Origin of the sequence: Mesorhizobium sp. CA8 (assembly GCF_020164955.1) — a bacterium.
Classification (GTDB): Bacteria; Pseudomonadota; Alphaproteobacteria; order Rhizobiales; family Rhizobiaceae; genus Mesorhizobium.
The window spans coordinates 45922-68099 of the sequence record NZ_JAIUHG010000020.1 but is presented as its reverse complement, the minus strand read 5'-3'; the positions used below and the strand labels follow the sequence as shown (position 1 = coordinate 68099).

11 protein-coding genes are annotated in these 22178 nt (G+C 58.9%); 7 read left to right on the top strand and 4 right to left on the bottom strand.

Annotated features, from left to right (window positions below):
- The first annotated feature begins 20 nt into the window (after positions 1-20).
- The 5 genes from LB553_RS20985 to LB553_RS20965 all read left to right on the top strand — a co-directional run bounded on the left by LB553_RS20985 (position 21) and on the right by LB553_RS20965 (position 5692).
- Positions 21-1193 (top strand): radical SAM protein, encoded by a 1173-nt coding sequence (locus LB553_RS20985; protein WP_224516221.1) that lies wholly within the window; start codon positions 21-23, stop codon positions 1191-1193.
- Positions 1096-2070, top strand: a complete 975-nt coding sequence (locus tag LB553_RS30815) for a phytanoyl-CoA dioxygenase family protein (protein ID WP_412033370.1) — start codon at positions 1096-1098, stop codon at positions 2068-2070. The genes LB553_RS20985 and LB553_RS30815 overlap by 98 nt, the downstream gene beginning before the upstream one ends.
- Positions 2012-3043, top strand: a complete 1032-nt coding sequence (locus tag LB553_RS20975; protein WP_224516220.1) for a cupin domain-containing protein — start codon at positions 2012-2014, stop codon at positions 3041-3043. The genes LB553_RS30815 and LB553_RS20975 overlap by 59 nt, the downstream gene beginning before the upstream one ends.
- Positions 3044-3704: 661 nt before the next feature.
- Positions 3705-4832 carry a DUF3238 domain-containing protein gene (locus LB553_RS20970; protein ID WP_224516219.1) on the top strand — a complete coding sequence of 376 codons (1128 nt, stop codon included), beginning with the start codon at positions 3705-3707 and terminating at the stop codon, positions 4830-4832.
- A complete protein-coding gene (locus LB553_RS20965; RefSeq protein ID WP_224516218.1) occupies positions 4832-5692 on the top strand; it encodes a hypothetical protein in 861 nt (286 codons plus the stop codon). The genes LB553_RS20970 and LB553_RS20965 overlap by 1 nt, the downstream gene beginning before the upstream one ends.
- A gap of 381 nt (positions 5693-6073) precedes the next feature.
- Here LB553_RS20965 and LB553_RS20960 read toward each other — a convergent pair whose 3' ends face one another.
- Positions 6074-7030, bottom strand: coding sequence for an endonuclease domain-containing protein (locus LB553_RS20960; protein WP_224516217.1), 957 nt, complete (start codon positions 7028-7030; stop codon positions 6074-6076).
- A 570-nt stretch (positions 7031-7600) separates the two neighbouring features.
- Between LB553_RS20960 and LB553_RS20955 the strand changes: the two genes are divergently transcribed.
- Together LB553_RS20955 and LB553_RS20950 are read left to right on the top strand one after the other, a co-directional pair.
- Positions 7601-10483, top strand: coding sequence for a hypothetical protein (locus LB553_RS20955; protein WP_224516216.1), 2883 nt, complete (start codon positions 7601-7603; stop codon positions 10481-10483).
- Positions 10480-13350 carry an SNF2-related protein gene (locus LB553_RS20950; RefSeq protein ID WP_224516215.1) on the top strand — a complete coding sequence of 957 codons (2871 nt, stop codon included), beginning with the start codon at positions 10480-10482 and terminating at the stop codon, positions 13348-13350. The genes LB553_RS20955 and LB553_RS20950 overlap by 4 nt, the downstream gene beginning before the upstream one ends.
- On the opposite strand, the gene LB553_RS20945 is transcribed toward LB553_RS20950, so the two are convergent.
- The 3 genes from LB553_RS20945 to LB553_RS20935 are packed head-to-tail and all read right to left on the bottom strand — an operon-like array spanning position 13319 to position 22145.
- On the bottom strand, positions 13319-14269 hold the full coding sequence (locus LB553_RS20945) for a hypothetical protein (RefSeq protein WP_224516214.1): 951 nt from the start codon (positions 14267-14269) through the stop codon (positions 13319-13321). The two genes, LB553_RS20950 and LB553_RS20945, sit on opposite strands and share 32 nt — an antisense overlap.
- Positions 14266-15987, bottom strand: coding sequence for an NERD domain-containing protein (locus LB553_RS20940; protein WP_224516213.1), 1722 nt, complete (start codon positions 15985-15987; stop codon positions 14266-14268). Before LB553_RS20940 ends, LB553_RS20945 begins: the two co-directional genes overlap by 4 nt.
- Positions 15987-22145, bottom strand: a complete 6159-nt coding sequence (locus LB553_RS20935) for a DEAD/DEAH box helicase (RefSeq protein ID WP_224516212.1) — start codon at positions 22143-22145, stop codon at positions 15987-15989. The genes LB553_RS20940 and LB553_RS20935 overlap by 1 nt, the downstream gene beginning before the upstream one ends.
- Positions 22146-22178: the final 33 nt, after the last annotated feature.

Here is a 22178-nt window from a genome sequence, read left to right as displayed (position 1 = left end):
CCCCGATCGCGCGATTCACAATGGCGGTTGAATATACTCTCATCAAGCTCGCGTCGAGATGTAATTTCGACTGCACATACTGCTATTGGTTCCGGGACGGTTCGGTTCGTAAATTGCCAGCGCTGATTTCCGATGCGGTGCTGAAGGCGTTTGTCATAAAGCTTGAGCGTCATATTCGACGGCATAATCTTAAACGATTTGTATGCTCTTTCCACGGTGGCGAGCCGACTTTGTACAACCCCGCGCGACTACGCGTTTATCTTGCGGAACTTTCAGCGGTTGGTGAGAGGACCCATTGCCAAATCGAATACGCGCTGACGACCAATGGAACCCAGATTTCCAGCGAGTGGCTGACACTCATTTCCGAGTACAATATTGCTGTCGCGGTCAGCATCGACGGGCCTCCCGAAATCCATGACAAGCGTCGAGTAACGATAAAGGGGGAACCAACTTGGGACGAAACCGTGACTGGGTATTTCGCATTGTGCGAAAGGGGGATTCGGCCTGCAATAATCGCGGTATGTGACCCGACGACGGATCCAGAAAAACTCTTAGATCACTTCTTCTTAGATCTCGGTGCAACTTACTGCGATGTCCTGCCGCCAGAGAATAATCACCAAAGCGACAATCATAGTATATCTGCATACTATATTCGTCTCTTCGATCATTGGAATACTCACTATCGAGGCCTCGGGACCGAGGTGCGCATCCTATCTGGTTTTATTCGCGGGCTGCTCGGTTTGGAATCGAGGACCGAGATCGTCGGCTTTTCTTCGTCCGAGATCGTATGTCTCAATACGAACGGTCAGCTCGAACCACATGATGGGCTTCGCATCGCTGGCAAGGAGAAAGCGGAGACACAATGCAATATCTTGCTGAATGAGATTGACGACATAGAGCGAGATCCAGCTTGGACGGCAGTGCGTGATGCGTCAACAGACCTCTGCGAACAGTGTTCGTCATGCCGCTATAAAGTTGCATGCGGCGGTGGACATATCGTCCATCGTTGGTCTGAAGAGAATGGCTACAGGAACCCGAGTATATACTGCTCTGACTATCAGGACATACTCGATCACGTGAGTGTTACTATCGGTGATGAAATATCCCGAGGAGGTAGAGATTCGGGCTCGCGCCTGCTTGTTGTTCGTGCGCTGCGAAGCGGCAGACCCGCCGATGCCGTGGCGAGCCGTTAACAATCTTTTCGCGCTAGCGGAAAACCGCGAGATACGGGGAATAGGCGCCTTGTCGGACAATTGGTTGTGCGAATCGATGAGCGATAGAAGGCCTGCTGAATCTTTCGAGTTGGACGGCTACGCACTCTTCGAGAGGCTGCTGTCCGAAAAGGCGATCGCGGTTCTGCGCGGGATGGCTCTGTCGCGTCGTCTAGAGCGGGAAATATATGCAACGGGAACCGATCTCTTCGAAGTTCTACCTGAAGAAACGCTTGAGGCCGTCGCCCAGCCACCTGTGCTGGACCTGATGGAGGACATCGTAGGCCCAGCCGTTCAGTTGGATAGTGTTTCGGTCATCGGAGTGGCGACCGGCTGCGAAGCCGGTATTAGCTGGCATCGCGACCCCTTCGGCTCAGTGCCACGCGGAAGTGAGTTTCAAAAACCCCTGTGCTTTAACCTACTAATATATTTGCAAGATTTGGACAGCGTCTCAGGTCCACTTCGTATAATACCTGGATCTCATCGGGAGCGGTTTCTGATGACCGAGCGCGACCGCGCTCTAGCGCATAAAAGAGAGAGATTGCTGTTTGCCAAGAGCGGCGACGCGGTGTTGCTCCACAACAATGTCGTACATTCAAGAAGTCCTAATCTGTCAGCGCACGATCGGCTGCACGTGAGTGTCTTGTACACGCTTAACTTGATGCGACAGCACTTGACTCAGTCGCCAATGCTGGAGCGCATTATCGCCCGTATAGCCGAGATAGGTGACCGGCGAATGATGCGTTTGTTCGGACGAGACGAAAGTTTTTGGGCTCGCAACAATTGTGGATTCATGTCTGATGAAGTTGAAACATGGCTCGCGTGGCGAGAGGCTGATCGCGCAACTAGAGGCTCATAGAGTGAACGGACCTTCGATTGCCTCCCTAATTACTCCGCTGTCGCTCGAAACCTTCCTGTCTGAGTATTTTTCAACGAAGCCGACGGTCCTTCAGCGGTCGCGGCCGGAGGCGTTCGACCAGCTAATCAGCATTGCGGGTATCGATGATATCATCTTAACCCACTGTCTTTCCTCAGCCGACCTCGCGCTCGTTGTCGGTGGCGACAAGATTGGAGAAGGAGAATACACAGATTCGAAAGGTCGCGTTGACGTACACAAGGTGATGGAATTTCATGGCGATGGTGCGACCATCGCACTGCATGGAATGGAAGCTCATCATCCATCGCTCGCAGCAGTCTGCGCGTCCGCGGAAGGGACGTTTGGATGTGTTTGTGGCGTCAATATCTACGTGACGCCGCCTTTGTCGCAGGGATTTCGTCCTCATTTTGATCTCGAGGACGTATTTATCTTGCAAATATACGGAGAGAAGCGGTGGCGGATTTTTGAAGAAGCCGTGCGATATCCCACGGCCGCCCACCTCGGAGGCGATAGTCACCTCGATGGTCATGAGCCAGTGTACGATACAATGCTTCAGGCTGGCGACCTGATATACATTCCGAGAGGATTTGTTCACGAGGCGAGAACATCGGAACGGTCGACGTCAGTCCACGTGACTCTTGGAATGATGCCATTCACTTGGGCCGAGTTGCTCCTTGAGTCGGTTTGGTCGGCGATCTACTCCAGCCCTCTCTTTCGTGAAGGATTGCCACCTGAGATTGTCTTCGGTTCCACCAATGCCTCGACCATTCAGGAGAAGCTCCGTCATATGGCGCTCGAGTTTGCGAACAACCTGGATCCATCCTCCGCAATGCAATCGGTCAAGTCTCGGTTTGAGCAAAGAAGGCGACCGTTCGCCTCGCCCTCATTGTCTGAAGTGGAGCGAAAGACGCTTTCGTCAGTTAGGAGCAATACTGTTAAGTTGCAGGCCGAATAAGCGAGTTTCTCCTATGTGTTGATAAAAACTGTGTTGTCGCCACGCGAGTGCGCAATCCCTAACTTGTAGGACATTTGTCGTGGACATGGCGAAGCGTTTATCTTGTGCTGGAAATCGCCGAAGTTGTGATAGCTGCCGCGACCGCCGTTCGCGCGCACGTTAGCGACTTTTATTCGACCGCTCAGCGGTTCTTGACGAGTTCATCCATCTTTGATTGACTGCTGGATACACGCGTTGTTTGGCGGTACGCGAGCGTGGCAAGGAGCTTCAGGGAGGATAAGTGATGTCCAGTATACTTCAGCCATCAGATAGTGATCGTGCCACTCTTTATTCTATTGCCTGGGATATCGTCAAACGACATGTAGATGCATCTGATCACCCGTATTCCCCGGAAGAGGTCGGAGCGCTTGTCGCTCACACCTTCTCTCGCATTATTGTCGACGGTGGAGGTGCGAACCACGAAGGCTCCGCCAAAGGATGAAGTTGAGCATGAGGCTCGCTTTGAGTGTGATCCACACGGCGAGGTAATATTGCGCTCCGTGCGCGAACGCACGATGTGGTTCTCCGCTAAGGGATGAGGTTGTTATATCGCCATACGAGACCTGAAGTGCCGCGCTGGTATGGCGAACGCAAGTTCATTTGCCTATGAGGGACCGCTGGCATGGTCGAAAAGCTTAGGGAAATTCGGCTTTATATTCGTGCGTTCATTCCGCGAACGATCATGCGATCTGACGGCACCCAATACACACGAGCCCTTAGCGGCGGAGCGTATATAGGGAAGACCGTAATCCCTGGCCCGCGCCTGCTTCCCCCGATTCCGGGGGTGCCGAATTGGTTTCTTTCCGACAATCGGGGTTTCGATTCTAGTCCGTCTTCCGGTGCGCGTATGCACATGGAGGTTTTGCTTGATGCATGGAGCGGTGCGGTGTCGGCTCCCAGTACAAACAGCGGGAGATCGAATCCCGGCTGTGATTTGAGCGTTGGCTTCGATGAGCTTGCCGGAGAGGTGGTCGCCGAGGGTCACGGCGACTCTTCTCGGATGACAATAACTGGCGTTCAAACTGCACCACAGCCTGGCGGCGGATTGAAGGCTAGCTTCACACTCAGAGGTGCGGCCAATAATCCCTTAGTTCCAGGTTCGTTTGATATTGATTGGGCCTTAAATGTTGTCCTACTTGTCGATGCAGGCAATGAGATTGCATCCGCTCGAATTAACGGGCTTGTCGACCCCTTCCCGGCATTTGAGATGTATATCGGTGTGGAAGGGGCTCCATTGATACCAGTTTTTCAACTGGATCCAAGGCTCGATGCCGATCCGTGGAATCTCATCGGTCCTCCCAATCGGCCGATCACCGGTTCCAGCGGGAGTGCGGAAATCGTGACCGCGTTAGGAGCGACCCTCGATGGCGTCTGGACAAGCAATGAACCAGCGAAAAGGTTTAGACTTCAAATCTCCGCGACAAATGTGACCTTTGTCGAACGTAATGTATCTGGTGCAACTTTCAGTCGCGCAGCGTTGCTGTTGCGCGCCGGGGGCGAGTACCGAATTGAGCGTTCTAACAACGATCTGGCACTACTTTCATTTTTAGATTTCAAGCCAGCAGTTCGTCAGGCCATCATCGCTACAAACCCTCAGCCATCATTCTTGATATTTCACCTCGATGGGGGGAATCTTGTGGCGCAATGGAGCGGGATATCGGTGACTTTGAAGCCCGACGGCGGCATTGATCAAATCTTCCAACCGGGTTCCAAACCTTCGAGAGCCTACAGCTTCTCGAGAGCAAACTAATGAGCTGTTCCAATGGCTTTGAGATCGTTGGCATGGATCCTCCGGACATCAAAATATTGCGCACAGTTGCGTCGCGCGAATTTGGCCCAGATCCAACAGTCACGTTGAGCAGCGGAACATGTTCTGCCGACAGTTTGGCTATTGACGGTGGCATTGCATTTGGGCCAAACGCCTTTGTGCCTTTAGGTCCATGGCGCCCAGTCAATCAAGATGATTGTCGCATACTCTACACCGACGATGCCTCGACGCCCGCCTCAATCGTGGCGGTTGTCCAACTCTTCACCCGAGCCGAGATGGCGCTCTTCCACGAAAGCCAATGCTATGGGGAGGTAATAAATCGAAGCGCCGGTGTCTCCCCTTCGGATCAATTTGTAAATACTTTGTTAGATAAGCTCGATCGTGTGATCCAATTTCGGAATAGACCATCCTTTCACGGGTTTGCGTCCGATCCGGTAGGGCTACATACAGTATCTTATGATGAGTCAATAGGGAAATACGTGGGGCTTCATGTTGATACATGGGACGGAACACCGTCAGGTCAAAGAAAGGACGCTAAACTCAGGGTCTGCATCAACATTGGAGAGTATAGCCGCTTTTTTATTTTTTTGAATCGGAGCGTCGTGGGGATGTACCGCGCTAGCTTCGGTTCAGAAGGGGATCCAAATTCCCTCACGCCAAATGAAATAGGCAAGGCGTTTTTGTCCCGCTTTCCGAGCTATCCTATCGTGCGACTTGAGGTTCACCCCGGCTGCGCATACGTGGCGCCGACGGAGAATATTCTGCATGACGGGTGTACCTTAGACGTTCCCCGGCCTGTATATCACACCGCTTTTAGAGGATTATTAGACTATCGGTCATAGTTTTCGCCAATAACACCACGGAACCTGCAGCGGGTCTCCAGGATGTCTGCTTTTGGGATTAGCAGGGCATTATCGCACCGGCCGCAATGAAGGCGCCTTGCTGTCCGACCGGATCGGGCTGGAAGGCTAGATCGCGAAAGGCGTCCTGTGGCACCGGCGGGAAATTTATGTCGGCGGCGATGCACCTGCGGAGCCAGAATGTCTTTGGGTAAGCCGGCCTCCTCATCGGGCGCGACCATTTGCTGCGCATTGACGTAAGTTCGGCGGCGGTAGTCCTAGCCGATCAGGTCGGAACGCCTCGATGTATCGCCTATCGGCGGGGCCATCGTTGCCGAGAATGCGGACCGGCTCGCCGCGTTCTCAGCGCGCCGCGTCCGCGCGTCACAGGCTGGTGCATACAGCGTCGGCCGCCGCCGCAAGGTCGTTCACTATCGTCCGGCCCGAAACTCGAACCGACTTCACCCCGAACGTCCGCAGGCGCGCGTCAATGGCCTCATCTTTGGCCTGCGCCTTAGGGCCGCGGTGATAGGCGCCGGAGTCGCAGAACACCGCGAGCTTCGGACCGGGGAAAAAGAAGTCGGCTTCGGTCACGATCCCCGGTGCGTGACGGAACTCAATGTCTTTCCAGAGATGGTAGAGCGAACCGTGGCACCCCCCGTCGTCGGTGAACAGGACCTGCGGTTGTGGATCGAGGCCGCGGCGGAGCAACTCCTGCATCAGAAACAGCTCAATAGGCGATTCCGCGCCCCAGACCCTCCGCAGCGCCACCTCTTTGAACGGCTGGTAGAGCAGCTTCGCTCGGTGACGCCGATACTTCTCTTGCTGACGTGGATTGTCGAAGCCGAGGGGTGCCTCAAACGCGTCGGCGGGATCATACCCGACCTGCAGATAATATCGACCGACGACGAGACCTACTTCGTCAAGGGCGCCATCGTAGCGGCCTATGAAGCTACCCAACACGCCGAACATGCCCCATTCACCCGTGAATGGATCAAAACCCGTGTAGCACCAGTCGGCCTGTTCAGCCACGCCACCCGCCGTGGTTACTATGTAGTCTACGCTGGTGGTCGTGACGGCGCCCCGTTTCGATGCCGGCATCAGTGTCAAAGCATACGGATACGCGACCGGCGCGTCGTCCCGAGTCCGCAGATGCGCGATGCTGGCGACAAGCATGACCATCTGGAATTGGGTGTCTGCGTCTCGGAACATCTCGGCTTCGCCGTCCGACGGCTTATCGGTCAGTATACCGCCGGCGGCACGAGCCATAGCACCAGTGATGGGCTGGATGCCGCCGAGTGGGCCTAGGCTGTCCCTCAGCAGTGGCGGCAGTCTGTCCATGGACATCCTAAAAGGCTGGTCGGGAAACCGGTTGTAGTCGGCCTGACGAGTCAAATGTGTGGGACGGTTCTCGATCACAGTGGAATGATGGAAGAGCTTCGGTGGTGGACGCTGTCAGATGCGAGTCCTTGCAGTACTTGAGAGGCCCCGTTTCAGACCCACAGCTTGCCACGGCAAAGATAGGAGGTAATAACTTTTTTTTGAGGTTTGACTACGGTACAGGTGTCGTGAACCACAAACGTCACGCGATTATAGGGAAATGTGACAGTTGTGCCCAGATGATCATTACTAGCCTAGATTTTTCGCTGTTGCCAGTCATCGCTCGGTTTTCCCTGCGGTCCGCAGAAGACGACCGAGAGAGAAAATTCTACGCACAAAATGACAGTCAGCGAATCGTCAGCGCACGAATTCAGGTCGCCACGGGGCAGCGTTCAACCATCCAGATTTAGTCCAATCAGCTACCCGCGACCAAAAGAACGGATATACCGACATAGATCACACTTTGGTTGCCAATCGTGTCGCAAGGTGGCCCTATGTGCCACAAGGCGGCGGCCTGATATTGGGGGGACAGTGAAGCTTGGTGATATTGACGCTTACGAACGTCGCCTCCGCGGCGCGATCGTTGCCTTCAACAAGAAGCGAGTGCCAGGTGTCACACTTGTCGAAGCTGTCGACGAGGCGGCCCTTTGGCCGGACGGTTTCGAGCAAGCGCAGCCATTCCTGACCGACCTCCAATTGGCAACGCTCTTCGACAGGAGCCCGCTCCTGCTTTGTGCGATCGCGGCCGAGATTGGATTTAGATTCGAGGGGGTCGGAACCGAATACTGGAACAAGCTTGCTGCGGCGCTTGGGGTGCCGATCACGATGTCGGATCGAGCGAGGTTCGGTGACGTCTTCAGGGCGACTGCGCACAAGTTTAGGGTTTCGAAGCCCTCGGAAAGTGCCTTTAGCGCGCACTACTCAATAATGTCTTGGCCCATCGCGAATGCTTTACTGCCGCTCGATCTCATTGGACCCGTCACGCGCCTTCTCGCTAGAGCGCCATCGGCGGCACTTCCTGGTCTTGGGCGCAGCGCCAATTTCCCTAGCCTACGAGCATGGGCGAGCGCAGCGGAAGGGGCCCGACTGGTCGACTGGTTACGTTTCGAGGCTGCGTCGGAACGAGTCTTGACCGCCTTGCTCACGGAGAACCGCGGGGGCGGTATTTCGGCGGTCAGCTATTCACGCCTTCACGACGCGATCACGAACTCGTCCGAAGCGTTTTTTGCCGCTCGCGCTGCCCGCCGGCGTGCCCGACGGGTTAAGGGAGGAAGAACCGCTCCCGAGACCCCGGGGCGCCTCACGGTGACGCGCGAGTCGACTGGCTTGAAGCTTTATGCCACATGGCCCGCCTTGGCCGGTGAACTGGTTGATGAAGCTAAGAACATCGCGCGCGCTGCCGGTTGGCGGCCGCAGCTTTGGGGGGCGGGCGCGCGCCTGCATAGTGAAACTGCCCTTGGAGACGGCCCTTTCGCGTTAACTCACTCGGACGTCCCTCGATCGGATCAGGCCGCCTACAGTGATGCGGCGGCCGTGTTTGGTGAGGGCAGTACGATTGCAGCAGCGCTTGCCAGCCGCAGCGTAGACTGGAACGACTCTTTGCTGTTTGATGTAAATGACGAACGCACACGTGGCGAGCAACGCTTTGCGCCTTTCGATCTCAATAGCGGACATGCATGGATTGCCTGTCGCGCGGAAATTACTTCTCTCGATCGGCTCCATTTCATCGGGTCGGTCGCCGGCTATCGAATATTCGAGGCGAATCTTGCAGATGAAACCGTGCGCGCGGTCCTCGGCAACCATGGACTGTTAGCTGCCAAAGATCGCATCTTAGCGGCCCGCCACCCGATCGACGCGATCATCGCACCTCAGGGCGTGGTTCGGCCCGACAGACCCTTCACGATCTATCGGCCGGGGCCCCCGATCGACGTTGGCGAACCTCGGCGGCTGCGCAATGGTGAGCAGATGAATGGACAGCCTCGCGTACGCGGCGAGGACGCCCAGGAGCCGGACGATATGCCGATCAGCTTGTCGCTCCTCGAGCGTGCTGGAGCATTCTCTGCGCTCATAGAGCGGAGGCTGCAGTTGCGTCTCGAAAGCGCACATGCGCTGAGAGCCGTTCCGCTCATAGCTGAGCTTGAAATCAATGGTAAGCTCATCGTTCGTAGCGTCGGCGAACTTGCTGAGCTTCCTGCCACTGTCGACCAGCATTCGCCCCTTCTGAAGGGCCTGTATGCGGACGTTGTCCGCACACGACTCCTCGAGAGTGGGGCGGGTACTCTTCGTTTCTCGGTTGGCCGGCTAGCCACTATCGAAGTGCCACTCGCACGACCGACGGGGGCTGTTGACTGGTCAACCACTCCTCCAACTCTGATCGAGGCAGACGGCTCGGCCAGTATGGCCTGTGCGCCCGCCACGGCGCCGCACCGCTTCGCTCCGGCGCCGGCCGTCATTCGGCCCGAGCGGGGCGCCGTCGGGTACGTATTTCGGTTCGGCGACGGTCGCTTCGCAGATCCGATGAATCTCCTAGCGAGTCCAAGCTTCAATCTTGGCGATTTCGCTTCCGGCTTTAGCAATGACTTTGGCTCACGCCAGCTTCGCGATGGGGAGCGGGGGAGCGGAGATCTCGCGCGGGCACGCATCGCGTGGTCACGCGCAGAGTGCGGAACTTTGCAAGCTCTGGCAGCGAAAAGTCGGGTCGTGCAGCAATTCGAAGAACCGCTGATCTACAATCTCTGTGGTCGTGAGTGGCTCGATCGAGAGCGAGAGGACAAATCCTCCTGCTCCGACCCTCACGAAGCGCTGTATCTGGTCGCGCTGGAGCAGGGTCTCGCCAGCCTGCCCGAGGGTGTTCCGGAACGTTACGCTGGGGACTTTGCCGAGGCGTTTGCGGTCCGGGCCCGTGACCTCGATCCAGACTGGCCGCTTACTCGGCCGGCTCCGCGAGACGACGCGATGGACGACGCGCTCAATCTTGGCTTCACCGACGCGGTGAATACCCTTCAGGCGCGGGGCTCCTTGGCTGACGTCGATCCGGATGATTGCGATTTCGGTAGTTCGGAAGATGCGTGGGCCTCTGCGGCGGAGGAAGCCATACGCCGGGTCCGTCGATCACGCCTCGCGCGCCTGATCGCGCCTGATGAAGGGGGGCAACAACTGCGCGACCGCTTCTATTTTAACATCGGCGTTGCCGAGATGGCCGAGGATCTCGCGGCGTGGTCCCGCACCTTCGCGCTGCCGCGGGGACAACTGAGCGCTGAAGCGGCTGCTGCCGCGCTCCAACTGTGGCTTTCCCCCGCCGCTTGCGACGCGCTTGATGCTGCGATGCGCGTGCTGGTCAATGACCCGTTCGTCGCTCGAGCGAGCCGTTATGCGGCGATCCGTATGGATGCGACGCGAGGCGCGGTCTCATGAGCGACTTCAATCGGCTTCTGCTTAACCTCCATGCGGAAGCGCGTCGCTGCGACCGCGATCAAGCTTTGCTTGGCGCGCTCGGGGTGGGCGCGTTCGCCTATCCGCATCAACTCGATAGCGTCCATCGTATGTTGACCGCGTCGGCCTGTCGCTGGTTGCTCGCCGACGAGGTCGGCCTTGGGAAGACTGTCCAGGCAATCATGGTAATGCGCGCGCTTGCAGCGCAGTCTTCCCGCCTGTTCAACGTTGCGCTCGTCGTGCCCGACGACCTGGTCGAGCAATGGGAAGAGGAGTTGCTGGCGCGCGGCCACACAATCGCGATCGAAGCCGGCGAGTCGGGGGGGCCCAACAGTAATCTCCTTATGCGCCTCATCCGGCCGAGCCGGATCGTGGCGGGCGGAAAGATCGCTGCCGACAGAGTCGACATGCTTCTCGTCGACGAGTTTACCAAGCTGCAGGTCGCGGTTCGCAATGAACTGATCGCGGCCGCACGAACAATTCCGCACGTTATCGCGATGACAGCCACTCCGGCGCTTCACCAAGTTCGCACGCGCGGCGAACTCATGGAGTTGCTCGAGCCGGAGGCTGCGCGAATTGCCCGGGCCGAAGGCCGCAATGTCCTTGAGGTACTCTCGGAGCGCGAACAGGCAGCCTTCGACCGATTCCGCGGCGAACTTACCGACGCCGCCCGCCGTCGAGCGGTCGGGGACAGCTATGGCCTCTACCGGCGGCTCATTCGAACTCAACGCACCGACTATCCCGACACTTTGCCACAGCGCCGCTATCAACCGATCCGCGTTGCGCCAACTGACGGCGACGTGGAGCGCGCCAAAGCGACTCGAGCCTACCTTGAGGCGGCCGAAGCGGCCGGTCTCGATTATAGGCGGGACGCGCTGCTCCAAGTTGCGGGTCGCAGTCCGCAATCGCTTCGTGAACGACTCTCAACGCTCAAACGGACGCAAGCCGTTGCAGATGCCTGGCGGCACATCGAGACCGTGCTACGCGAAGAACCGGGGGACGCCAAGCTTGATGCACTCGTCGACCACGTTCGAGAGGTCCGCGCCAGCAAGCCCGACGCTCGCATCGTGATCGTCGCGGAGGACAATCCCACCACTGATTACCTTTACGATGCACTGACGAAGCTCGTCGATGCCAAGGTCGCTCGAAAACGTCGTGTGATGCGAGCAGCCGAAGAACTCGAAGTTCAAGTCGCCTTGCTCAAAGGCGCGCTCGAAGATTTCGTCAGCGGGGAAGCGCATATCTTGATTGCCGCGCTCGACGCTCGTGAAGGTCACAATCTTCAGTTCGCAGACGAGATCATCTTCTTCGCGCTCCCGTGGTCGCCGCCGGACATTCAGCAGTGGATCGGGCGCATCGACCGCCTGGGGACGCGAGGGGTTCCATCAAGTCGAACCATCGCCATCACCCCCATCGTGACGGAGAACTCAATCGAGGCTCGAATCCTCGATGTGCTCGAGGCGACGAAGGTGTTTGAGAGAAGCGAGGTTTGGGACGACTCTGAATGGGAGGCTATCAGCAAGGCGATTAACGCGGCGGCTGAAGGTGATCGCGGAGCGAGTTGGAGCGACGCCACATCACATGCGCGCAACCTCGGCGAAACTGCAGATGATTGGCTGAAGAGTACCAAACTACCGCCTAGCCCCCGTACTACGATCGCAGAAAAGAGAGCTGCTGGTCTGCGCAACCGCGACTATGCGTGCCCGCTCACGGCCGAGGCCGAGGATCGAAAACTCAACTGGTTCCAGTGGCGCGAGCGAGGTCTGGATGTCCTTCTGAAGCTAGCGCGCGAAGAGTATTTCGACATCCGCAGCGGAAAGGACGGCCAACAGAGCTTCAAAACCATCTGGTACAGAGGTGATGGTCGCGAACCAGAATTGGCCCTGCCCGACATCGACAACCGGAGTTCCTGGCATCGGCAAGCCTTCATCGCGAAACGCACCGCGATTGAATGCCCTCCTAACACCTATGTAGAGCAGAAGGACGGCCAGAAGCGCCGCCTGCACTTCCTCGATCATGGCTGCAGCTTGCACGACCAATTGATCGATGCACTCGTTAGAAAGCCCATATCAAGCGACCTCACGACTGAGTTCGTCGTAGAGTTCCCACCCGGTCATCCAATCCTCGCCTGGGAAGGCAGGAGGCTCTTCATCGCAGTTGCAGTGCTCGATCTCTCCAGTGCGCTGGCGCCGGACTTGTATGCAATCATCGGCCCGATCGATAGGCAGGCGTCGAAACCCGAACAGGATGCGCGAAACACCGCGCTACGATCCCTTGAAGCATCGCTCGCTGCCGACCGCCGTTGGCTACTCGACCGCTGCCCGCCCGTTTTCCTGATGAGCCTGTTTGTCGAGAACACGGGCAGCTTCTCACCGGCGATGACGGCAGCCGGCGCGATCCTGGATCCGTCACATGACCGGTTGCGCGGTCGCCAGCTTTCGCGACGACGATCATCTCTTGCCGAGCCGCAGATTGCGGAGGCTCGCGCCGCCGCACAGGCGGACCTGCAAAAAAGGGGGTCTGAAGCGCTTGGTCGCGCGCTCGTTTCCATCAAGAGCGCTATGGAGACTCGCCTGTTCGCGGTCGACGCAGATGCGGTGCAGCATGTCAAAGCGGCGCGAGCCGAACTGGCAAGTGCCGAGGCGTTAGATCAGAAGCTGGTTTTCAATCAGGCGGCAGTGCGTGGGGCAAAGCTGGCGGTCGAAATCAGTGAGAGGGCAAGCGCCGCGCGCAAGGCTTGGCTTACCGGAGTGGCCGGCAGCGTTTCGAAAGCAGCTGCGCTGAGCAAGCGGCGGTATTTCTGGGTTGTTCCCAGGACTATGTCCGAGGAGAGCCTAGCAGGCGCTTAATGACGCCACGCGCTTGATCGTCGAGGCGCCAGGACCAAGCGTTGACCTGCTCGCCGGTCAGCAACGCAGCTCGCTCGACTTGTCGCGGCGGCGGTGTGAGGAATTCGAACGTTCCTGCCTCTCGGTTAATGGCCCAGACCGGTTGTCCCACGGACAGTGTGATGCCTACGATAATCCAGTGCCAGATGTCGCGTGTCGGCGGCTCCCACACCGTTGCCTTTCCATTCTCAATCGCCAAAATGACGCGGCGCTTCCGATACCCTCCGCTGATCATCGCTGCAAAGCATCCGTCACCGGCGGCCCGAGCCCACCGCCCGCTCGGGCCGTCCGGCGTGCCAAAGTAGGCACCCGATCCGCTCAGCACCGCCAGGTTCTGCGGTTCATCGAGGGAATACCGCTCGCCCGAATTCGCCAGAGCTCGAGCATACTCCCAGAGTGCCTTGGCATCATCCTGGGGCTGGTCCGCACCGCCCAGTTCAACGAGGGCATCCAGCCACGCTGGTCGACCTAGCTCGACGTGGAGAGGCGTCGGGATCAAATCCATTCTCCCATCCAGCGGCAATCGCCTGATCGGATCGCTAGAACTGAGCTCCACCGCACCGAGTACCACATTGTCGGCGCCACCCCACACCAAACGCCGCGGAGTAGTCGGCGCATATCCGCGACCGGCACCGGTCGCTAGTTCATCGATATCTCCCGATCGCATGAGCAAGCCGATCGCGTCGTCGATCACTGCGCGCAAAGTGTCTTCGGCGATGCCCAGAGGGCGATAAGCCTCCTTTATTCCGCTGGTGATGCGGCCTCGACTGACATAACCCCCCTCCCGGATTGCGTCGCGGATGTGCCTTAATACGCTGCCTGGCAGTGCCTCTTCGGTGTCGAGGTGTAGGACTGCCGCCCATAGTGAACTCTTGCTCATTCGTCGGAGCCAAGGGCTACAGCCGCCGCGATCGCATCATCCAGTTGTTCGCGCGACGATCGATCGTGCGCCACTATGATCAGATGCGAACGAGCACGCGTCAGCGCGACATAGAGATCGCAAACCGTGAAAAGGCCACCGAGCCCCGAAAAATCGGCAAGCACTACCACGTCGGCTTCGAGTCCCTTAAAACTGCGCGCGGTCGTCACCAAGATGCCGCCGCCCTCGCGCCAGGTCCCGGCATCTTCAACGAGCGACACTCCGTCAACATCACGGACGTTCGCGAGCGGTCCCTTTCCCTTAGCGGCTGGACCAAGAATGGCGATTTGACGCGATGTGAGCCGGTGCTCTTTCAACAGCGAACGCAGTTCTCCCTGGATCAGCCCGGCGATCGATGCGGCGCTAGGGGGAGTAATGATCTTCGGAGGCCTTCCGAGGGGTGCTGTCTCGAACGGTAAGGAGGCTATGTTGGTCGCGGCGGTGGCGCAGGCGACGATTCGGCGCGTGTTCCGGCAGTTGATGTCTAGCCGGAAGCGGAACGCACCCTTAATGGGCGGATCCACCGGCTCGCGACGTAGGCTCTGCGCTGTATCAAGAAATGCCCAAACCGGACCGTTCTCCTCGAGGAGATACTCAAGCGCGTCCCACCAGCCGGGCGAAAAGTCCTGCGCCTCGTCGACCACGAGTGCAGTAAACGGCAGTCCATCGCTATAGATATCCATTGCCGCCTGCGCGAGCAGATCGGGCACCAGTTCGTCCCACCATTTCTGCGGCTCGGAGGCATTCGCGTTGAATTCGATACCAGCCTCTCGGCAAAGGTCGGCCGCGAGGCGATGGAAGTTCTCAACCCTGATGCGTCCCCCATTCTCGACGAGTTCGTCGGCGAACTCCTCCCGAATCCACTTCGCGAGTTCGGAGTTGAAACAGGTAAACAACACTCTGTGGCCCGCGCCCGCAAACGACCGTGCGCGCTGCATGGCCACGAGCGTTTTGCCGGATCCGGCGACGCCTTCGATGATCGCACGAGGATTGGTCTCGAACCCGCGCAAAACCTGAAGTTGCTGATGGGTCAGTCGCGAGAGCGTCGCCTCATTGGCGGACAGGCTTACACTGAGCGGTTCGTAGATCCGGAACTCTGGCGCTAGCGCCTTGCGCACCGCCTCGAGATCTTCAATCGAGAGTTCGGGTTTGAAGGCACCGTTGGCCTTATAGACCCGCGTCAATCCCGCCTCGAGGTCGGCCATGTCGTCGATCGAGAGCACGGCCTCGATCGGAAGATCTGTCGGTGCCTCGCCCTTGAACACGCAGTGGGGGAAAGCAACCGCCGTGCCCCAGGTCACGCGCTCGACGAGAGCCCTCCCGCATATCAGTTCGACACGCTTCCTCAGAGCCCACTTGCTTCGAGAGGCCTGTCGAACCGGGTCTTTTATTTCTTCGACACAACTCTTCTTGCGCCGAAACCAACGACGCTGCCTAACTTCGATTTCGCCGCCCTTAACTTCCAGAACGAGCACACCGTGCTGACGGTGAAGGATCAGGAAGTCGGCCTCACCCTCGCGAGCCGGCGCGGCGAGATCGTCGCGGGCAGGATTTGCCCATGGCAGGGAATGCATGACGATAAAGCCGGCCCCGAGGCTGGCTTGCATTGCGCGCGCGACGTCGGCCTCTGATCCATGCTCGATCGTGTCCGGATTGATTGGCGGGATGAACAATGCCATCAACCAACAACCTTCACAAATCGAGCAAGCACTTCGACCGCAGTCGCAGGCACTACCAGTTCACTCACGCATTCCATATGCTGAGAAGCCGCACGATATCGGATGCGCATACCGTCGGTGCCTGCAGGCTGGAGGATGCCAATCGTCCATTCGGCACTCGTCGATCCGAAGGCCTTTCCATCGGTGCGGCGAAGCAGACAGATGTCCGTTTTTCCAGGTGCGTCGCTTGAAGGTCTGAACAGACAGAGAGCACCGCTCTGAACCGCGCTACCTTGACCATCCCCATTCTTGCCGCTGAGCATATTTCCTCTAACCCGGAAAAGCAGGTCGTTTGTCCCCGCACCGGCGACTGCATATTTTGGCGTTCCGGAATCGCCGGCTAGATTCCCGGCGATGACCAGCGATGCATCCAGCTCAGGCGTCCCGTTGGGGTCGAAGGCGAGAGTGCTCGTGCTTGTCGTTACTGGTCCGACAAGCGCGATATTGGTGGCGATCGGTAGGGCGCGCAGAACCATCAGGATGTCGACGGCCGCCACCACCTGGCCATTGGCGAGCGCTTGAGCTCGCGACGAGCACGGCTCGCCATCGATGAAGGGGTGCGAAAGGCAGACTATCCGGCCATCTTCCTCGACGAGCCCTCCGTCGACGCGGGTAAACTTCGCATCGCTTTCCAGGAGGTCGCGACCCAGCCGATCGAGCGCTTCGTCTTCACGTTTGACAGCAATGGTGAGCGGTTGTCCCCCGAAGCACGCCTTCAGCAGATCACCGCCGATAAAGCGATCGAACATCGCATGGTCGAACCGATTCTTGTACGACCGTAGGCACTGGTAGCAGCTATCGTCGCAGGTGCAGTCATCGAGCAGTTCGATTGCACGTTTGACCAACCGGTTCGGGTCTTTGGAGGCTGCCTTCACGAAGCCGGCGCCGCCGGCTGCCTGATCATAGAGATAGAGATCCATGAACTGTTGATCGCCGCTCGCCGGAGCAAACCGGAAGTCCCCATCGATGTCGTTGGGCTCAAGATCTTCGAGTTGGCAAGCCGCGCGGCGGAGAGCTTCGACCGCTGATCGCGCTGCGATGACGGTGGAAGGCCGATCCGGATCAAACCGCCAGCCGACCGGCAGCCCCAGGCGAAACACTGCGACATCAGTCCTAAACTCATTCCCAAGGACGATCTTCAGCACCGAGCCCGTACACTGTTCGGGCTCCTTGGGGCGCCGGGGGCGTGGCCTGTCATGCGGCTGTTTGCCGAAAAGCTGTCGCATCGTGGGATCAAAATTCGCAGGCTCAATCCGGCCGCACTGCGTGCAGTAGTTGAATGCCGGATTCGCAGCATCAAGAGATCCGCGATTGGTGACGACGAGATTCTTGCTCTCGCTCCATGCCTCCCAACTCGTCCCGAGCGGCCAAGTCGCGCCACCGATGCGCGAGCTCGGCGTGAATGTCATGGAGTCGAGAGTCGCCTTTGTTGGGCGGAGACGCATCCCCGCGTCGAAATCCGGAGGGAGCGCGGTTATGGTCGGAGGATGCGAGAAGCCGGGCGGCCGAACCCAGCGCCGTGCCGGCCCCAACGTGGCCCGGCCGCTGCAGGCCGGACAATCTCGGGTCTGGTCGACATAGCCGTCGGACCAATCCAGCAGATCGGCGTAGTTGCAAACCCTGCACTGATAATAAAGCTTGCGAGCACGGTAGGCGTCGAGCCTGTCACTATCACGCTCGGCGTAAATGCCGAGGGACAGGAAGCGCTTACCATCGACCCAGACCTCATGACCTGGTGCATACTGACTGAGCGCCGCGTTGAGCGCTTGTTGCGGTGAATATCGACGCTTGGGGCGCCAGGGATCAGTGTCGTCCTCAAATACGCTGAAAGCGGCGACATCTGTCGGGAACGCATACTTGGGGAGCAATCCCTCGGCGAACAACCGATCGAGGAGACGCCCATCTCTGACGGGAGGAACGTCCTCTTCGCTCCCGTCCTCCAAGATCTCATCGGAATAATCGTCGTCCCCGTCAGCCGCGGCTACGGGCTCCGCTGGGATTCCCTCATCCGGTTTGATGAGAGCTTCCTCGAGTACTCGCGGAAGGTCATCGAGCACACCCTTGGCGTCAAGCGCTGGGCAGGATTGCACGAATAAACGCTCGATGTCGGCTTCAAGCGATTCCTGATTGAACGACAGCCAGGCTCGCAGCCCGGCCAGGGAAAAGCTCTCCTCAGCGCCATTGACAAAATCGGAGACGGAGCCGAGGGACGAAAAGACGTCCGAGGCACTAGAGACGTCATCGATCCGATCCTGTTGGAACCGGCCGATTAAGAACCCGAACGCTTGGCGCTTCGCAATAACCACGTTGTCGAGATTGAGGATCGGGTCTGGCGCCGGCCCCGCCACGATCGGTCCAGGGTCGCGATAATAGGTCTGGTCGTGACTGTCCGCGCCGCAGAACATAATGACGGTCGAAAGCCCGGCACCACGTCGGCCGGCGCGACCGGCGCGCTGTTGATAGTTCGCTCGTCCCGGCGGGACGTTCCGGAGGGCGACCGCTGTCAACCCGCCAATATCGATGCCAACCTCCATCGTGGTAGTGCAACTCAGGATGTCGATGGGCGCACCCACCTGCCCATCTTGCTCGATCGGAATATCCTGGAATCGAAGCTCGTAGGCCTCGTTTCGCGACATTGCGTTGGCCATGCCGCTATCATTGAGAGCGGCCGAATGCTCCTCGGCAATCAGTTGATGTGGAGCATAACCGTCGGCGGGATCGCTCAGCCTCTCCCATAGCCTACGGAAAAACGCCTTTCTGCTTCGAAACACTGGATCGTGCGCCGGATCAATGGGATGCGCGTTTCCGGTGCAACTCGTGCAGCGGTCGCCGATCAAGGCGTTGCGTGGCGATACCGTCGTGCAGCGCTCGCAGCGAATCCACTGAGTGGCGGGATTCAGCTCAAGTGCGACTTTGGCGCCCTGCACATAGAAATCACCAGTAACGTTCGGCGAAAACACATCGCGCAGCGCTGGGCCGACCGAACTGGCAAAATCGCCTTTCAGCCATTGCTTGAGGCCGCGTGCTTCAAGCAGCGTTGTAAACTTCTTGGAGAATTTGCCGTTCCACGCGCGGATGCCCGACGATCCGCGGCCCGTTTCGACATTGTCAGGCGTGTCGCGCAATCGGATTGCGTGCTTGTGCAGGGCTTGCCAAAGCCAGAGCTCGACAAGGGCCGCACGCGCCTCTTCATCACTCAACCCGGGGATCGTTGGCAACGCGACGGCCGCATTCAGCTTGTCCGCCTCGATCTTGGTCAACTTTGCTTTTAGGGTTGCGAGGGCGAGGGGGAAGATACCCGTGTGCTCGTCCTGGAGCACAGCGTAGATGCTCTGAAAAACAGAGAGCGGCGTATCAGCGCTGGTCTGGTTGGTGAGTTGCCGGAAATCTTCGGCGTCCGCGTCGGGACTTCGGATTAAGCCGATGGCGTGCCGCCCCGCCCGATCCATCCGGCCGTCTTCAGCGCCGCTTGGACGCAACCGTACCCCGTGACGGGCGCCCCCAAGCGCGATCGCGAGAGGCGCATCGTCGAGCGAGGGGATGAACGCAGGTTGCTTTAAGGCGGACATGCCCGCCAGCAACAGCGGCCGAAGACTGTCGCGGAAGGAAAAGGTTTTTAGGGTACCGGCCAAGCGGGACGCCGTTTGGCGGCCGTCTGAGAACACCAACGCCTTTCGCCCTTGAAGAGGCGTATCGCTATCGGGCCTCGGAGGCTGCTCGAGCACCTGAACCGAGATCAGTTCCTGAAAGGGTTGCTCGCCTTTGGTCTGAAGATCAGAAATTCCGTTCGAGGAGGACGGGTCGCAATTAGCGCCGCAACGCGGGCATTTCTCGAATAGCTTCGAGCCGAGAAGCGGCGCGAGCCACACCTCTCGAACGAACGTGCCACCACCGTCGATCTTTCCGGTTGCGAGATCGAGGTACACGGGCCGGACGGTCCCCGCCACTTGTGGCTTCGGGTTTTCGAGACAAACGTGGACGGGCTCGATCAGGCCTGTGTCACCGGCATAGGCATAGCCGTTGTCCTGCCAGAGATGCTCCGTGCCCGCAGGTGCTCCTATGTTAGCGCGGGCCACCGATAGTCCGCACGACCGACAACTGTGAAGTTCAAGGACCTGCGATCCGCAGTCGCAACTGCGGCGGGGCTCGGAGTATAGCTTCCCCGTCGGCCCCCCACGATAGGAAGGGTCGATCTGGTCGCAGTCTGGGTTGGCGCAAGCCCACAAGCCGGGCAGACCGCGAAAGAGCATGTGGACACGAGCGGGCAGCAGCGGCGGTTTGTCGGGCGCAGGCTTGGCGAGCGATGCTAATTCGAGCAGCGCATCGGTCGCCGCGACGCCGTTCGAGCTGTCGGTAAAAAGCGCGCCGGGCAACTCTGTCACGGCCCATGCGGCGCCCGGCACGTCGACGGGGTCAGCGGGATTCTCGGCACCGCTCGTAATATTCCGGAGGCGACCAACGACCGGAAGAGGCGCCAAAATCTCGAAAAGGGCTGCGGGCAGATCGTCCGCGGTATTGCGAAAGCCTTCGGCATCCGCTTCGCCCAGCGGATAACATCTTGCCACGCTGACCCGTCCCTCGGGGGACAAAACCGTGTCGACAATGAGGAACGGCTCTTGAGAATGCGCTTCGCCGCCAGGTTCGACAACGACGGCTTCCTCGAAGCGACGGCCGCGCAGATCGAGCCCACCGATCGTAACCGATGCAGCCTCGAGGCCGCTGTCGATCCTCTTTAACGTGACGCGGTTGCCGGATAGGCCGGAACGCTGCGACGCTAACGGTGCGACGACGCCGGAGCGGTCCCGAAGATCCGGCGAGTGTAGAGCATCCAGCGGTACAGTGGCCAATTGGTTCGCCAAATCGGTAGGCCCCGCACCTGCCACATCGACAGCATGTTTGCTTCCGGTCAGCCGGCGGATGGCCTTGGGCTCAAGACCGCAAAGTCCGGCTACGAATTCCTTCGCGCGCTCGTCTTTCGAGAACGACGCGCTCGTCGCTATGAAGATAACACGCGACGGAGGCAGTCCCAGTCGGTCCAGGAGCCGACGGATGAGATAGGCGACTTCCGTGCCATTCGCGCCTCGGTAGAGGTGCGCCTCATCCAAAATGAGGAGGAACTTCTCCTCAGGGTGGGCCTCGAAGTAGGCGCGGGTTTCTCCAAATATTTCGCGCTCAAGCGGACGCAGGAGCATGTACTCCAGCATCGAGTAGTTCGTGACCAACAGGTCGGGACAGGCCTCCTGGATTTCGTGCCGGGTCAGCAGTTCGGGATCGTCGAGTTGCTCAATCGCACGGGCGGGCTGGCCACTTGCATCCTCCCAGTGTTGGCCCGAATTGCCGTACCAGTTCCGCAGGCCATCATATGCGCCTATGAAACTGTCTGGCTTTCCCGGCCACCTGCCTTTTGCCCGGAGCGTCTCGACGAGTTCCTGATCCTTAGAACTCCCCGCGCGAGCAGCGTCTTCGATCTTCAGGTAATAGCCGAGTGTTTTCAGACGCTCCCGATCGCGGTCCGCACTCCGAAATCCCGGATACAGCGTGCGCCCAGTGTAACGCCCGAATTTCGCCGGTCGACCGCCGGCACTTTTGAAGGCCCGTCGCACCGACGGCGCACCGAATAGGTTTCGCAGGCGCCCCAGTTGATCGTTAACCAGCGCGTTCATCGGGTAAAGCAGTAATGCGCGCACCGCCCGCGTCTCAAAATGCGCTTTCCTGTTGAGCGCCTCGTCAGCGAGGCGCGCAAGCACAGGCAGTAGGAAGCTCTCAGTCTTGCCGGAGCCGGTGCCGGTCGTTACGACGATCCCACTTCCTGCTGCATCCGAACGAGTCGTGTCTTCGAGCGCCTGCGCCTGGTGCTCGTACGGTGGGTTGAAAAGCAGATCCTCGGCCTTTTCGGCTAGGTCGGTAAGGAAAGCGGACACACCCTTTGGCAGAGAGAGGTCCGCATATTTGCGGTGACCGGCGTAGCTCGGGGTGCTTTCGATGAACGGTGTCTGCGCGACACCATGATCAGTCAGCAGCTTTCGCCGCAATGCGACGACCTTCGGATCAGACAGATGATAGGTCGCCTCAATATAGGAAGCGAGCGCCTCCCTCATGTGCTCAATTTCGGTACGCACGTGCCCCCCAATCCCCCGCTTATCCCGCCCCTT